This window comes from Streptomyces sp. NPDC006516, from assembly GCF_040611875.1.
Lineage (GTDB): Bacteria > Actinomycetota > Actinomycetes > Streptomycetales > Streptomycetaceae > Streptomyces.
In genome coordinates this window covers 584555-598600 of record NZ_JBEXPD010000002.1, presented here as the reverse complement: position 1 = coordinate 598600, position 14046 = coordinate 584555, and the positions used below count along the sequence as shown (strand labels likewise).

At 70.6% G+C, this 14046-nt stretch carries 15 protein-coding genes; 5 read left to right on the top strand and 10 right to left on the bottom strand.

The window, feature by feature from the left end:
- Positions 1 to 49: 49 nt before the first annotated feature.
- Positions 50 to 346, bottom strand: coding sequence for a hypothetical protein (locus ABZY45_RS08915; RefSeq protein ID WP_356737598.1), 297 nt, complete (start codon positions 344 to 346; stop codon positions 50 to 52).
- A 134-nt stretch (positions 347 to 480) separates the two neighbouring features.
- A complete protein-coding gene (locus ABZY45_RS08910) occupies positions 481 to 1635 on the bottom strand; it encodes an adenosine deaminase (RefSeq protein ID WP_356737596.1) in 1155 nt (384 codons plus the stop codon).
- A gap of 103 nt (positions 1636 to 1738) precedes the next feature.
- Here ABZY45_RS08910 and ABZY45_RS08905 point away from each other — a divergent pair, with 103 nt between their 5' ends.
- Entirely contained in the window at positions 1739 to 2491 is a 753-nt protein-coding gene (locus ABZY45_RS08905; protein ID WP_356737594.1) for an alpha/beta hydrolase, read from the top strand.
- Positions 2492 to 2617: 126 nt separating this feature from the next.
- On the opposite strand, the gene ABZY45_RS08900 is transcribed toward ABZY45_RS08905, so the two are convergent.
- A complete protein-coding gene (locus tag ABZY45_RS08900; RefSeq protein ID WP_356737592.1) occupies positions 2618 to 3571 on the bottom strand; it encodes a LysR family transcriptional regulator in 954 nt (317 codons plus the stop codon).
- Positions 3572 to 3633: 62 nt separating this feature from the next.
- Here ABZY45_RS08900 and ABZY45_RS08895 point away from each other — a divergent pair, with 62 nt between their 5' ends.
- From ABZY45_RS08895 to ABZY45_RS08880, 4 genes are all read left to right on the top strand, one after another.
- Positions 3634 to 4941, top strand: a complete 1308-nt coding sequence (locus ABZY45_RS08895) for an MFS transporter (protein ID WP_356737590.1) — start codon at positions 3634 to 3636, stop codon at positions 4939 to 4941.
- A gap of 89 nt (positions 4942 to 5030) precedes the next feature.
- Positions 5031 to 5747 carry a L,D-transpeptidase gene (locus ABZY45_RS08890; RefSeq protein ID WP_356737588.1) on the top strand — a complete coding sequence of 239 codons (717 nt, stop codon included), beginning with the start codon at positions 5031 to 5033 and terminating at the stop codon, positions 5745 to 5747.
- Between the two features lie 97 nt (positions 5748 to 5844).
- Complete coding sequence (locus tag ABZY45_RS08885) at positions 5845 to 6831, top strand: sigma-70 family RNA polymerase sigma factor (RefSeq protein ID WP_356737586.1); 987 nt, start codon at positions 5845 to 5847, stop codon at positions 6829 to 6831.
- On the top strand, positions 6828 to 7136 hold the full coding sequence (locus ABZY45_RS08880) for a hypothetical protein (RefSeq protein ID WP_356737584.1): 309 nt from the start codon (positions 6828 to 6830) through the stop codon (positions 7134 to 7136). The genes ABZY45_RS08885 and ABZY45_RS08880 overlap by 4 nt, the downstream gene beginning before the upstream one ends.
- 7 nt (positions 7137 to 7143) lie before the next feature.
- Here ABZY45_RS08880 and ABZY45_RS08875 read toward each other — a convergent pair whose 3' ends face one another.
- The 7 genes from ABZY45_RS08875 to ABZY45_RS08845 form a co-directional block, all read right to left on the bottom strand.
- Positions 7144 to 7488, bottom strand: coding sequence for an STAS domain-containing protein (locus ABZY45_RS08875; protein WP_356737582.1), 345 nt, complete (start codon positions 7486 to 7488; stop codon positions 7144 to 7146).
- Between the two features lie 22 nt (positions 7489 to 7510).
- Positions 7511 to 8101: a Uma2 family endonuclease gene (locus ABZY45_RS08870; RefSeq protein ID WP_356737580.1), complete on the bottom strand. Its 591-nt coding sequence runs from the start codon at positions 8099 to 8101 to the stop codon at positions 7511 to 7513.
- Positions 8102 to 8199: 98 nt separating this feature from the next.
- Positions 8200 to 9477 (bottom strand): thymidine phosphorylase, encoded by a 1278-nt coding sequence (locus ABZY45_RS08865; protein WP_145803804.1) that lies wholly within the window; start codon positions 9475 to 9477, stop codon positions 8200 to 8202.
- Between the two features lie 123 nt (positions 9478 to 9600).
- Positions 9601 to 9999, bottom strand: a complete 399-nt coding sequence (locus ABZY45_RS08860) for a cytidine deaminase (protein WP_356737577.1) — start codon at positions 9997 to 9999, stop codon at positions 9601 to 9603.
- Positions 9996 to 11261: an ABC transporter permease gene (locus ABZY45_RS08855; protein WP_356737575.1), complete on the bottom strand. Its 1266-nt coding sequence runs from the start codon at positions 11259 to 11261 to the stop codon at positions 9996 to 9998. The genes ABZY45_RS08860 and ABZY45_RS08855 overlap by 4 nt, the downstream gene beginning before the upstream one ends.
- Positions 11258 to 12376, bottom strand: a complete 1119-nt coding sequence (locus ABZY45_RS08850; protein WP_356737573.1) for an ABC transporter permease — start codon at positions 12374 to 12376, stop codon at positions 11258 to 11260. The genes ABZY45_RS08855 and ABZY45_RS08850 overlap by 4 nt, the downstream gene beginning before the upstream one ends.
- Positions 12376 to 13959, bottom strand: coding sequence for an ABC transporter ATP-binding protein (locus ABZY45_RS08845; protein ID WP_356738745.1), 1584 nt, complete (start codon positions 13957 to 13959; stop codon positions 12376 to 12378). Before ABZY45_RS08845 ends, ABZY45_RS08850 begins: the two co-directional genes overlap by 1 nt.
- Positions 13960 to 14046: the final 87 nt, after the last annotated feature.

The window sequence follows — 14046 nt, the reverse complement described above, 5'->3', positions numbered from 1 at the left end:
GGGGCGCACACCCTCGCCGGGTGTGCGCCCCACAGGCGCGTGCGGGCGGTCAGCCGCCGATCGGCAGGACGCCGGTCAGGCCGCCGGCGGGGAGGCCGCCGAGCAGGTTCGTGCCGGGCGCCGAGAGGTCGCTGCTGCCGCGCTGCTGCTGGTCGAGCAGGCTGCCGGCGGCCTTCTGCACGGCGGGCAGCGCGTCCGTCACGGAGTCGAGGGCGACGCCGGCGGGCAGCGCGGCAGCCGCGGCGTCCACGGGCACGGCCACGGCGGAGGCGCTGCCCGCTCCGGCGGCGGCGAAAGCGGCACCGAGAGCGGCGACACCGAGGGTCCTGACAGCAGACTGCTTCATGTGAAATTCATCCTTGGGGAAGGGGATGTGAGCGGCTCTGCAACGTAGTCAGCGAAGCACCCCCGCCGCAAACATGCCGGGACACGGAAAACGGCCGGGATTCCGTGGTCCCGGCCGCTTCCATGGGGAATTCCTCAGCCTGCCGCGAAGGAAGAACCGCTGGTCGCAGCCGTCTGACGGAAGAGCCACTCGGATTTCAGCTCCGCGTATCCGGGCTTCACGACGTCATTGATCATCGCCAGACGTTCATCGAAAGGAATGAACGCTGATTTCATCGCATTGACTGTGAACCACTGCATGTCGTCGAGCGTGTATCCGAATGTCTCGGTCAGCCGCTCGAATTCCTGGCTCATGCTCGTACCGCTCATCAGCCGGTTGTCCGTGTTCACGGTGGCCCGGAAATGCAGCTTCCGCAGCAGCCCGATGGGGTGCTCGGCGTACGAGGCCGCGGCGCCGGTCTGGAGGTTGGAGGTCGGGCAGAGCTCCAGCGGAATGCGCTTGTCGCGCACGTAGGAGGCGAGGCGGCCCAGCGTCACACTGCCGTCGTCGGCGATCTCGATGTCGTCGATGATGCGCACCCCGTGGCCGAGCCGGTCGGCGCCGCACCACTGCAGGGCCTGCCAGATCGACGGGAGTCCGAAGGCCTCGCCCGCGTGGATGGTGAAGTGGTTGTTCTCGCGCTTGAGGTACTCGAACGCGTCGAGGTGGCGGGTGGGCGGGAAGCCCGCCTCGGCACCCGCGATGTCGAACCCCACGACACCCAGGTCGCGGTAGCGGTTGGCGAGTTCCGCGATCTCCAGGGCGCGGGCGGCGTGCCGCATCGCGGTGAGCAGGGCGCCGACCCTGATGCGGTGGCCGTTGGCGCGCGCCCGGCGCTCGCCCTCGCGGAAACCGTCGTTGACCGCCTCCACCACCTCTTCGAGGGACAGGCCGGCGGTCAGGTGCTGCTCGGGCGCGTACCGGACCTCGGCGTAGACGACACCGTCCTCGGCGAGGTCCTCGGCGCACTCGGCGGCCACCCGGAACAGGGCGTCGCGGGTCTGCATGACGGCACAGGTGTGCGCGAACGTCTCCAGATAGCGCTCCAGGGAGCCGGAGTCGGCCGCCTCGCGGAACCAGACGCCCAGCTTGTCGGGCTCGGTCTCGGGCAGGGCCTCGTAGCCCTGCGCGAGGGCCAGTTCGACGATGGTTCCGGGGCGCAGGCCACCGTCGAGATGGTCGTGGAGCAGCACCTTGGGCGCGCGGCGGATCTGGTCGGGACCGGGAACATCCGGGCTCTGGCTCGTCATCTGGGCACTCTAACGCCTACGCGCGTAGAACGCCGACTGCCGATGCGTAACAGTGACCGCGAAGCCAGATGGAATACACCTGCCCTTCTGACACTGTTCTGTCATGGCACAGCGCGTACTTCCCCTGCCTGCCGCCAGGCTGGGACGGGCCGTCCTCACGGCCGGAGCAGCATCCGAGGTCAGCGGCGTGGTCCTGCTGCTTCCCGACGGCGAGACCGACTCCCGGCGCCGTCCTTCCACCCTTTCGTACGCGGCGCAGCTGCCGTTCGCCCGGACCCTGGCCCGCGCGGGAGGGGCCGACGGGCTCGCGGTGCACGTGGTGCGCTACCGCACCCGGGGCTGGAACGGCGGCGGCGATCCCGCGGACGACGCCCTGTGGGCGGCCGACGAGGTGGTGCGCCGCTACGGCGACATCCCGGTCTGCCTCGTCGGGCACGGCATGGGAGGCAGGGCCGCCCTGCGCGGCGCGGGGCACTCGGCCGTCAACTCCGTGCTGGCGATGGCACCCTGGCTGCCGGAGGGCGCGGAGCCGGAGCCCGTGAAGCAGCTGGCGGGGCGCCGGGTGCTGATCGTGCACGGCACGAACGACGCGCGTACGGACCCGGAGCTCTCCTACCGGCTGGCCGAGCGCGCGAAGAAGTCCAACCGGGACACCTGCCGCTTCGAGGTGCACTCGGACGGCCACGCGCTGCGCCAGCACCGCTCCGAAGTGGTCTCACTGGCCTCGGACTTCATAGGGGGCTCGCTGTTCGCCCGCTCCTACGCCCGCCCGGTCGCGGACGCGTTCGCCGCTCCCCCGCCGCTGGGGCTGCGGATGCCGCTCGCGGCTGGCTTCGGGCGTTCGCTGCGGCACTGAAGGGGCCGCCCGCTGCGGCACCGAGGGAGCGTCCGCACCGGAAACGCCGCCCCTGAGGCAGCGACCGCGCGGGCCGGGTGCGCCGAGGGAGCGTCCGCGTGTGCCGGGCGGAGAGCGCCGCGCGGGTCAGTCCGGCAGCAGGCTCCCCCGGCGCGAGAGCAGGAAACGTTTGAAGGCGGCCACCGGCGGCGTGTCGGGGTGGCCGTCCAGCCAGGCCACCCCGATCTCACGGGCCGCGCGCGGGGCCGTGACCGTCAGCTCGACCACACCGGGCCTGGCGACGGCGGGCGGCGGCAGCAGGGCCACCCCCAGCCCGGCCGCGACCAGGCCGCGCAGCGTCTCCGCCTCCTCGCCCTCGAACGCCACGCGTGGGGTGAACCCCGCCTCCGCGCAGAGGTCGTCCGTGATCCGCCGCAGTCCGTAGCCGGGTTCGAGGGTGACGAACGTTTCGTCGGCGGCCTCGGCCAGGCGGACGCGGCGGCGGCCCGCGAGCCGGTGGTCCTCGGGGACGACCAGGCGCAGCCGCTGCTCGTCCAGCCGCCGGGCCACGAGGTCGGGGGCGTCGGGCACGGGCGAGGTGAGGCAGAGGTCCAGTTCGCCCGCCCGCAGGCGCTCGATCATCGCCTCGCCGTAGTTCTGCACGAGCTGGAAGCGGACCTTGGGGTGGTCGGCACGGAAGGCGCGGATCAGGGCCGGCACGGTCTCGGAGCCCATGGTGTGCAGGAAGCCGAAGGCGACCTTGCCGGCCGTGGGGTCGGCGTCGGCCCGCACGGAGTCCGCGGCCTTCTCCACCTCCGCCAGGGCGCGTTCGGCGGAGCCGAGGAAGGTGCGGCCTGCGGGGGTGAGCGAGACCGTGCGGCCCCTGCGGGCGAACAGGGCGACGCCCAGGTCCTGTTCCAGCCTCACCATGGCCCGCGACAGCGTCGACTGGGGGACACCGAGTTCGTGCGCGGCACGCGTGACGTGCTCGTGACGGGCCACCGCCTCGAAGTACGCGAGGCGGGGTGCGAGCACGGCACGGATGTCTTCTTCGTAACTACTCGGTGACAGCCGGGGCTGTGAGCTGTATTGATGCACCATGGGAACGATTATCGCTGTTTCATGCATTGGACGCATGAAACAGTGCGGTCTACGTTCGATCTATGCCTCCTGCCAGTACCGGGGCGTCCACCATCACGCTGGACGCCGCCGTTCCGTCATCCGCCGCCGTCACCACCCAGGCCGTCCAGGACCGCCTCACCCCCGGCGGGCCCGGCTACCGCCGGATGAGTTTCGCCCTCTTCGCCGCGGGGATCGCGACCTTCGCACTCCTCTACTCCACGCAGGCCCTGCTGCCCGCCCTCTCCGCGTCCTTCGGCGCCACGGCAGGGCAGGCGAGCTGGACGGTCTCCGCGGCCACCGGCGCGCTGGCGCTGTGCGTCCTGCCGCTGAGCGCCCTCTCGGAGCGCTTCGGGCGGCGCCAGATGATGACGGCCTCGCTGGCGGTCGCCGTGGTGATCGGGCTGCTCGTCCCGTTCGCCCCCTCGCTCGGCTGGCTGATCGCGCTGCGCGCGATCCAGGGCGCGGCGCTGGCCGGACTGCCCGCCTCCGCGATGGCGTACCTGGCGGAGGAAGTGCGGCCCAAGGCGCTGGTGGCCGCGATCGGCCTGTTCGTGGCGGGCAACAGCATCGGCGGCATGAGCGGTCGCATCCTGGCCGGCTGGATCGCCCAGCTGTGGGGCTGGCGCGTGGCACTGGGCGCCATCGGGCTGCTCGCCGTGACCTGCGCGGTGGTCTTCCACCTCATGATCCCCAAGGCCCGGTTCTTCACCCCGGCCTCGCTCAACCCGAAGGCCCTCGCGAAGACCGTCACCGGTCACCTCTCCAACCCGCTGCTGCGCCGGCTCTACGCGATCGGCGCGCTGTTCATGACGGTGTTCGGCGCGGTCTACACCGTGATCGGCTACCGGCTCGTGGAGGAGCCCTTCAGCCTCCCGCAGGGCATCGTCGGCTCGATCTTCCTGGTCTACCTCGTCGGCACGCTCTCCTCCGCCGCCGCGGGCCGGCTGGTCGCACGGCTGGGCCGCCGGGGCGCGCTGTACCTCGCGGTGTCCACGACCGCCGCGGGTCTGCTGCTGTCCCTGGCCGACCAGCTGGCCGCCGTCCTGGCCGGGCTCGTCCTGATCACGGCCGGCTTTTTCGCGGGGCACGCGGTCGCCTCGTCCTCGGTGAGCCGTACGGCGACCTCGGGGCGCGCCCAGGCCTCGGCGCTCTACCAGTCCGCCTACTACCTGGGCTCCAGCGCGGGCGGCACGCTCGGTGCCGTCGCCTTCCACACCGGCGGCTGGGCGGGCACGGTCGCGCTGGGCGTCCTGGCGGTCCTCGGTGTCCTGTCGATCACCCTCTTCGGCACCCGGGCGGCCAGGAGCGAGCGGCTCCGCGCCGGGGCCCCGTCACCGGTGCACAACTGAGACCTTCCCGGCACAACCGCGGCTCCCCTGCGCGCGTCCAACAAGCGGAGTGACACACCGCGGGCGAACGCGAAGGGGAGCAGGCGTACATGAGAATCATGGGGAAGACGAGCGGCGCACGGGTACGGCGCGGGGCCGTCCTGTCCGTCGCCGGCCTGGTGGCAGCACCGGCGCTGGTGCTGGGCACCGGGACGGCCGCGCAGGCGGCGTCCTGCACGGCGTCCGCCGGGCCGTACCAGAAGCAGGTCGAGAAGTGGCTCGGGCGGACGGCGGACGGCCGGCAGTCGAGCGCGGACTGCAAGGCGATCCGGTCGTTCCAGTCCGCCAAGGGCATCACCCCGGCCGCCGGCTACGCGGGACCGGTCACCTGGCGCACGATGAAGACCATCACCGCCCAGAAGGCGGCCGGGAAGACCCCGAACAAGGCGAAGAACTGTCCCACGAACAAGGGCCGCATAGCGTGTGTGGACCTGACCCGGCAGCTGAGCTGGATCCAGGACGGCGCCAAGCTGAAGTTCGGACCGGTCCCGGTGCGCACGGGCCGCAACGGTGACGAGACGCGGACCGGCTCCAAGAAGATCTACTGGCGCAACATCGACCACTGGTCGACGCTCTACGACGTGTCCATGCCGTACGCCCAGTTCTTCGACGGCGGGCAGGCCTTCCACTCGGTCACCAAGTCCATGTACAACAACCCGGGCTCGGCGGGCTGCGTCAACATGCGCCCGGCGGACGCGAAGTCATACTGGAACCTGTTGAAGAACGGCGACGACGTCTTCGTCTACGGACGCAAGCCCGGCACCTGAGCAGCGGTTTCCACTCTTCCCACCCCGGTTGTCAGTGCCCTGCGGTAGCTTCCACAGTGCTGAGTGAGCGGTGTCACAGCGCAACAGGGGTGAAGCGATGAGTGATCTGACAGCGGCGGCGGACGTCGACACCCGCCTCGAGGGACACCGGGTCGAGCTGACCGGTTACTGCTACCGGATGCTCGGCTCGGCCTTCGAGGCGGAGGACGCGGTCCAGGAGACGCTGGTGCGTGCCTGGCGCAACTTCGACAAGTTCGAGGGCCGTTCCTCGCTGCGCTCCTGGCTGTACAGGATCGCGACGAACGTCTGCCTGGACATGCTGAACGCGGGCAACAAGCGGGCCAGGCCCGTGGATCTGACCGGGCCCACCCCGCTCGCCCAGGCCGCGCTGAATCCCCTCCCGGAGAACACCTGGCTGGAGCCGATGCCCGACGGGCGCATCCTGCCGTCGGTGGCCGATCCCGCCGAGGCCGCGGTGGCACGCGAGTCGGTGCGCCTCGCGTTCGTGGCCGCGCTCCAGCATCTTCCGCCCAAGCAGCGTGCGGTGCTGATCCTGCGCGAGGTGCTGGCGTGGAAGGCGAGCGAGGTCGCCGAGCTCCTGGACACCTCGGTGGCCTCGGTCAACAGCGCGCTGCAACGGGCCAGGGCCACCTTGGCGGACACGGACAGCACCGCCCCGGACACCGCGAACCCCCTGGACGAGGAGCAGCGCAAGCTGCTCGACCGCTATGTGGCGGCGTTCGAGGGGTACGACATGGCGGCGCTGACGGCACTGCTCCACGAGGACGCGGTGATGACCATGCCGCCGTTCGACCTCTGGCTGCGGGGCCACGACGACATCACGGGCTTCATGCTCAGCCTCGGTGCGAGCTGCGAGGGTTCCCGGCTGGTGGCGACCCAGGCCAACGGGGCCCCGGCCTTCGCGCACTACAAGCCGAATCCGGACGGGCCGGGATTCGTGCCGTGGGCGGTGCAGGTCATCGACATCGAGGACGGCGCGATCACCGGGATGCACTGCTTCCTGGACACCCCGCGCTGGTTCCCGCTGTTCGGGCTCCCGGACCACCTCGACGCCGACGCGTGAGCGTGAGACGTCCCGTGGTGATCACCTGGGCCCTCCTCGTGGGGTGCGGCTGGGCGGCGACGCTGTGGCTGGGCGAGCCGTCCGCCACGGCGGGCCCGGACCCCGCCCCCGCGTCCGGGGTCTCGGCCGGCAACCCCGAACCGGGGCCTCAGCCGGAGGGCTCGTGCCCGACGGCGTCACCCTCGCCCTCGGGCTCGCCGAGCGCCGTCGCGTCGCTCGCGAAGCTCCCGGAGGGTTACGAGGCCCCACCCGACAGGCAGTACATCTGCACCACGGTCGTACGCGATCACGCCACGGCCCGCTGAGCGCGGATCACTCCGTGACCGGCCGGACGTTGCGCACCACATCGGTCAGCCCCACCAGGTCGAGCAGCGCCCCCAGTTCGGCCGGGACGTTGCGAAGCCGCAGCTCGACGCCTCCGGCCCTGCGGGCGACGAGCCCCAGCCGGGCGATCGCCTCGACCAGCGTCAGGTCCGGGTGGGCGACACCGCCCACGTCACAGTCCACGACAGCCACAGCCGGGGCGCCGCTCAGCAGGGCCTCCAGCTCGGCGCAGAGTCCCGGGACATCGGCGCGGGTGACGCGGCCGGTGAGGACGAGGGCGTTCGGTGTCAGGGCATCCACACCAGAGAGACCGGCGGGATGCCCGAAACTCATCGGCCCCCCGTGCACCTGTGCCTCAGCTCACCGCGAAGATCCCCGTGTCCAGGTCCAGCCCGAACGGCTTCGGCAGCGTCAGAGTCTCGCCGTACTCGACCGCTTCCAGGACCCGGTAGGTGCCGTCGCTCGGCTCGCCGTACAGGGTCGCGGTCGGGCGGCCGGTGTGCCAGGGGTCGAGCAGCAGGAACAGCTCGACCCCGGCCTTCGCGTACCCGTGCGCCTTGCCGATGCGGTCGTGGTTGGCGTTGGCCGGTGAGGTGATCTCCACGACGAGCCGGACCTCCTCCGCCGGCACGCGATTGCCGGGGCCTGACGCGACCGCGCGGGGCAGGACGACGAGATCGGGGATGTACAGCCCGGCCCGTCCGGGTACGGAGACGCCGAGCGTCTGGTAGATCCCCCAGGCCTCCGGGATGACGGAGTACAGCCTGCGCTGAAGCAGTTCCGCGGTGGTGTTGTGATCCTTGGACGGCGGTGGCGACACGGTGACGATCCCCTCGATGATCTCCACCTTGCAGCCCTCGGGTGCGTCCGTCTCCTCCCAGATCCGGACGAGGTCGTCCCAGTCCTGGCCGTGGCCCGGCCCGGGATCGACGGTGAGTGCGCTCATGGCGGTCTCCTCTTATCGGTGCGTCACCGATCCCAGCATGCCGAACGGGACCGGTGATGGTCCACCGGTCCCGTTCACCCGAAAGGGAAAGCAGCAGGTCAGGCGATGCGTTCCCGCACCACCGGCGTGGCGGTGAAGGGGGTGCCGGCCGGGGCGATGTCGTACGAGCCGGGCAGGGCCTTCAGGGCGTACTCGAACTTCTCGGGGGTGTCCGTGTGCAGGGTCAGCAGCGGCTGGCCCTCGGTCACCGTGTCACCGGGCTTGGCGTGCAGCTCGATGCCCGCGCCGGCCTGCACCGGGTCCTCCTTGCGGGCGCGGCCCGCGCCGAGGCGCCAGGCGGCGACGCCGACGTCGTACGCGTCGAGGCGGGTCAGCACGCCCGAGGACGGGGCGCTGATCACGTGCTGCTCGCGGGCGACGGGGAGTTCGGCGTCCGGGTCACCGCCCTGGGCGGAGATCATCCGGCGCCAGACGTCCATCGCGGAGCCGTCCGCCAGGGCCTTCTCCGGGTCGGCGTCCTTGAGTCCGGCTGCGTCGAGCATCTCGCGGGCGAGCGCGAGGGTCAGGTCGATGACGTCCTTCGGGCCGCCCCCGGCGAGGACCTCGACGGACTCGCGCACCTCCAGGGCGTTGCCGGCGGTCAGACCGAGCGGGGTCGCCATGTCGGTGAGCAGCGCCACGGTGCGCACGCCGCTGTCGGTGCCCAGCGCGACCATGGTGGAGGCCAGTTCACGGGCGTCCTCGATGGTCTTCATGAAGGCGCCGGAACCGACCTTGACGTCCAGGACGAGCGCGCCGGTGCCCTCGGCGATCTTCTTGGACATGATCGAGCTGGCGATGAGCGGGATGGCTTCGACGGTGCCGGTGACGTCGCGCAGCGCGTACAGCTTCTTGTCGGCGGGGGCCAGCCCGTCGCCCGCCGCGCAGATCACGGCGCCGGTGGTGTCCAGCACGTCCAGCATCTCGGCGTTGGAGAGGTGGGCGCGCCAGCCGGGGATGGACTCCAGCTTGTCGAGGGTGCCCCCGGTGTGGCCGAGCCCCCGGCCGCTGAGCTGCGGCACGGCCGCGCCGCAGGCGGCGACCAGCGGGGCGAGCGGCAGGGTGATCTTGTCGCCCACGCCGCCGGTGGAGTGCTTGTCGGTGGTGGGGCGGGAGAGCGCGCCGAAGTCCATCCGCTCGCCCGAGGCGATCATCGCGGCGGTCCAGCGGGCGATCTCGGTGCGGTTCATGCCGTTCAGCAGGATCGCCATGGCCAGCGCCGACATCTGCTCGTCGGCGACCTCGCCGCGGGTGTACGCGTCGATGACCCAGTCGATCTGCTCGGGGCTGAGCTCGCCCCGGTCCCGCTTGGTGCGGATGACGGAGATGGCGTCCATGGGATGGGAGTCCTTCCGGCCGGATGGAAAGGCGAGAGTCCTGAGTGACTCTACGCGCATAGAGGTTGAAGGTTCCGGCGCGCCGTCCGGGACGGGCCGGCCGGCCCGTCCCGGACGGCGTCGTCAGCCCAGGTGCTGCGGCCCGAAGGCCTGCGGCAGCATCTCGTCGAGCGTACGGAGACCGTCGGGCGTCTCCAGGACGAGGCCGGGCCCGCCGAACTCGTGCAGCAGCTGCCTGCACCGGCCGCACGGGACGAGTACCGCGCCCGTGCCGTCCACACAGGTGAAGTGGGTCAGCCGGCCGCCGCCGGTGACGGCCAGCTGCGAGACCAGCCCGCACTCGGCGCAGAGGCCGACGCCGTACGAGGCGTTCTCGACGTTGCATCCGGTGATGGTGCGGCCGTCGTCGACGAGGGCGGCCACACCGACCGGATAGCCGGAGTACGGGGCGTACGCCCGGGACATGGCGTCCCGGGCCGCCTCACGCAGTGCGTCCCAGTCGACGGGAGCGGCGGCCGTCACTTGCCCTCACCCTTGCGGTAGGGCACGCCGTCCGCCTTCGGCATGCGCAGCCGTTGCGCTGACAGCGCGAGGACGAGCAGCGTGGTGACGTACGGCGCGGCGTCGACGAACTGGCTCGGTACCTGGTCCGTCAGGAGGTACCAGGTGAACAGCAGAGCGGAAATGACCGCCGAGATCAGCGCGGTCAGGTACTTCTTCTTGTAGAGCTGCCAGAACACGACGATCACGAGCAGGATCGCCAGGAGCAGCAGCATCGCGTGGACGTTCTCGGCGCCGCCGCGGAGCTTGAGGCTGTCGGTGAAGCCGAAGAGCCCCGCTCCCAGCGCCATGCCGCCGGGCATCCAGTTACCGAAGATCATCGCGGCGAGACCGATGTAACCGCGGCCTCCGGTCTGGCCCTCCTGGTAGATGCTGGTGGCGACGATGGCCAGGAAGGCACCGCCGAGTCCCGCCAGGCCGCCCGAGATCGTCACGGCGATGTACTTGTACTTGTAGACGTTCACGCCGAGGGTCTCGGCCGCCACGGGGCTCTCACCGCAGGAGCGGAGCCGCAGGCCGAACGCGGTGCGCCACAGCACCCACCAGGTGACGGGGATGAGCAGCAGGGCCACGACGGTCAGCAGCGAGAGTCCGGTGACCAGGCCGCCGATGATGCCGGCGAGGTCGGAGACGAAGAACCAGTGGTGTTGTTGCAGGTCCTGCATCCAGTCCGACAGCCCCGGGATGGTGATCTTGTCGATCTCCTCGAGCCGCGGTGACTGCTTGGAGGACCCGCCGGGCTCCTCGGCGAAGGTGAAGTTCGAGAGGTAGCGGGTGACACCGACGGCGAGGATGTTGATGGCCACACCGGAGACGATGTGGTTCACGCCGAAGGTGACGGTGATGACCGCGTGCAGCAGACCGCCGAGGGCGCCGCCGAGGATGCCGAACAGGACGCCCACCCAGGGGCCCCACTGGAAACCGGCCCAGGCACCGAACCAGGTGCCCAGGATCATCATGCCCTCGAGGCCGATGTTGACGACACCGGCCCGCTCGGCCCAGAGACCGCCGAGACCGGCCAGCCCGATCGGCACCGCGAGTTCGAGGGCGCCGCTCACCTGGCCCACGGACGTCACGTCGTCCGCGCCGCTGATGAGACGCACCAGCGAGACGAGGGCGAGCGCACCGGCGATGATCAGGAGGACGACGGGCAGGGACAGCTTGCGCCGTCCGCCGCCCTTCGGGGCGGCGACGCGTGCGGCGGAGACTTTGCTGGTACTCACAGGGCCGCCTCCTTCTCGGTGGTGAGGGCGTGGCCGGCGGCGAGTTCCTCGCCGACCTTCTGCTGCTGGCGGCGGGTCCCGTAACGCCGGACGAGCTCGTAGCTGACGACGACCGAGATCACGATCAGGCCCTGCATGATCGTGGCGATCTCCTTCTCGAAGCCGAACTGGTCGAGCGGGGACGACGCCTTGTCCAGGAACGCGATCAGCAGTGCGCTGAGGGCGATGCCCACCGGGTGGTTACGGCCGAGCAGCGCGATGGTGATGCCGGTGAAGCCGAGGCCCACGGGGAAGTCGAGGCTGTACGTGTGCGTGTCGCCCAGCAGCGTCGGCATGCCGACGAGACCGGCGATCGCGCCCGAGATCAGCATCGAGGTCAGGATCATCTTCTTCGCGTCCACGCCCGACGCCTGGGCGGCACTCTCGCTGGCACCCGTGGCACGCAGGTCGAAGCCGAACCGGGTGCGGTTCAGGGCGAACCAGTACACGAGGCCGCAGCCCGCGGCGACGAAGGTGAATCCGTAGATGTCACCGGCCTCGGGGCTGAGGGTGACTCCGGGGAACCATCCGGCCTCCGGGATCTCACCGGTCGTCAGGTTGTTGGAGCCCGCCGCCTGGTCACCGAAGTTCTTCGGCAGGATCAGCCAGGCGATCAGCGAGGTCGAGATGGAGTTGAGCATGATCGTCGAGACGACCTCGCTCACTCCGCGCGTGGTCTTCAGGATGCCCGCGATGCCCGCCCAGAAGGCACCGACCAGCATCGCCACGACGACGATCAGGGCGATCTGGAGCGGTCCGGGCAGGCTGACGCTGGCGCCGACGAGGGCGGCCATCATCGCCGCGAGGCGGTACTGCCCGTCGACGCCGATGTTGAAGAGGTTCATCCGGAAGCCGACCGCGACCGCGAGCGCGGCGAGGTAGTACGTACCGGCCTGGTTGATGATCAGGACCTGCACATCGCTGTACGACACCTGCTCGAACAGCAGCCGGTACAGCTCGAACGGGTCCCGGTCGGAGATGAGCAGCACGATGGTGCTGAGCGCGAAGGCGACGACCAGGGCGAGTACGGGGCCGGCGAAGCCCAGGATCAGCCGGTCCTTGTCGAATTTCTTCATCAGGCCTCGTCCTCCGGTGCTGCTTCGAGGTGACCTGCGGCGGCTCCGGTCATGGCCGAGCCCAGTTCCTCGGGTGTGATGGTGGCGGGATCGGCGTCCGCGACCAGCCGGCCGCGATACATGACGCGCAGGGTGTCGGAGAGCCCGATGAGCTCGTCCAGGTCCGCCGAGATGAGCAGGACGGCCAGGCCTCCGCGGCGCGCCTCGCGGATCTGGTCCCAGATCTGCGCCTGCGCGCCGACGTCCACACCACGGGTGGGGTGGGCGGCGATCAGGAGCTTCGGCTGATGGCTCATCTCGCGGCCGACGATCAGCTTCTGCTGGTTGCCGCCGGAGAGGGAGGCCGCCGTGACCTCGATGCCCGGGGTACGGACGTCGTACTCGCGCACGATCCGCTCGGTGTCGGCGCGTGCCGCCTTCGGGTCGAGCAGCCAGCCCTTGCTGTTCGGCTTCTCCGTGACGTGGCCGAGGATCCGGTTCTCCCAGAGCGGGGCGTCCAGCAGGACGCCGTGGCGGTGGCGGTCCTCGGGGATGTAGCCGAGTCCGCCCTCACGCCTCTTGCGCGTGGGGGTGCGCGAGATGTCGTCGGTGTCCAGGGTGACCACGCCGCTGTCAGGGCTGCGCATCCCGACGAGCGCCTCGATGAGCTCGGTCTGCCCGTTGCCCTCGACGCCCGCGATACCGAGGACCTCGCCCTTGTGGATGGTGAAGCCGACGTCGGACAGGACGTCGCGGACGACGCCGTCCGGGTCGGTCACGCTGAGGGAGAGCCCCTCGACGTGCAGCATCGGCACGTCCGTCACGGTGGACTCGCGCGTCTCCGGCGAGGGGAGCTCGCTGCCGACCATCAGCTCGGCGAGCTGCTTGGTGGTGGTGTGCGCGGGATCCGCGGTGCCCACCGTCGTGCCCCGCCGGATCACGGTGATCTCGTCGGCGACGGAGAGCACCTCACCGAGCTTGTGGGAGATGAAGATGACGGTGAGGCCCTCGGCCTTGAGCTCGCGGAGGTTCGCGAAGAGCGCTTCCACCTCCTGCGGGACCAGCACGGCGGTCGGCTCGTCGAGGATGAGGATGCGGGCACCTCGGTAGAGGACCTTGAGGATCTCCACGCGCTGGCGGTCGGCGACGCCGAGGTCCTCGACGAGCGCGTCGGGCCGGACCCCCAGGCCGTACGCGTCGGAGATCTCCTTGATCTTCTTGCGCGCGGCCGAGCCGATGCCGTGCAGCTTCTCGCCGCCGAGGACGACGTTCTCCAGGACGGTGAAGTTGTCGGCGAGCATGAAGTGCTGGTGGACCATGCCGATGCCGCGCGCGATGGCGTCACCGGGGTTGCTGAACGAGACCTGCTCGCCGTCCACCGCGATGGTGCCCTCGTCCGGCTTCTGCATGCCGTAGAGGATCTTCATCAGGGTGGACTTTCCGGCGCCGTTCTCACCGACGAGGGCGTGGACCGTTCCCTTGCGTACGGTGATGCCGATGTCGTGGTTGGCCACGACGCCGGGGAAGCGCTTGGTGATGCCGTGCAGTTCTACGGCGGGGGGACTGCTGGACGCGTTGATGACGCACTCTCCTTGGCCGGACAGGAGCGGGGGCACAGGGGGCAGAGGGGCGGGGTGAAGTTATCGCGCCTGAGGGCTGTCTACACGCGTAGCGCTGCCGAATCGTAAAGC

Excerpts from the sequence above, each read along its gene's own strand:
- ABZY45_RS08865 (WP_145803804.1), bottom strand. The coding sequence starts at position 9,477 with ATGGACGCCATCTCCGTCATCCGCACCAAGCGGGACCGGGGCGAGCTC.
- ABZY45_RS08870 (WP_356737580.1), bottom strand. The coding sequence starts at position 8,101 with ATGAGCGCACTCACCGTCGATCCCGGGCCGGGCCACGGCCAGGACTGG.
- ABZY45_RS08915 (WP_356737598.1), bottom strand. The coding sequence starts at position 346 with ATGAAGCAGTCTGCTGTCAGGACCCTCGGTGTCGCCGCTCTCGGTGCC.
- ABZY45_RS08890 (WP_356737588.1), top strand. The coding sequence starts at position 5,031 with ATGAGAATCATGGGGAAGACGAGCGGCGCACGGGTACGGCGCGGGGCC.
- ABZY45_RS08895 (WP_356737590.1), top strand. The coding sequence starts at position 3,634 with ATGCCTCCTGCCAGTACCGGGGCGTCCACCATCACGCTGGACGCCGCC.
- ABZY45_RS08905 (WP_356737594.1), top strand. The coding sequence starts at position 1,739 with ATGGCACAGCGCGTACTTCCCCTGCCTGCCGCCAGGCTGGGACGGGCC.
- ABZY45_RS08875 (WP_356737582.1), bottom strand. The coding sequence starts at position 7,488 with ATGAGTTTCGGGCATCCCGCCGGTCTCTCTGGTGTGGATGCCCTGACA.
- ABZY45_RS08885 (WP_356737586.1), top strand. The coding sequence starts at position 5,845 with ATGAGTGATCTGACAGCGGCGGCGGACGTCGACACCCGCCTCGAGGGA.
- ABZY45_RS08850 (WP_356737573.1), bottom strand. The coding sequence starts at position 12,376 with ATGAAGAAATTCGACAAGGACCGGCTGATCCTGGGCTTCGCCGGCCCC.
- ABZY45_RS08910 (WP_356737596.1), bottom strand. The coding sequence starts at position 1,635 with ATGACGAGCCAGAGCCCGGATGTTCCCGGTCCCGACCAGATCCGCCGC.
- ABZY45_RS08900 (WP_356737592.1), bottom strand. The coding sequence starts at position 3,571 with ATGGTGCATCAATACAGCTCACAGCCCCGGCTGTCACCGAGTAGTTAC.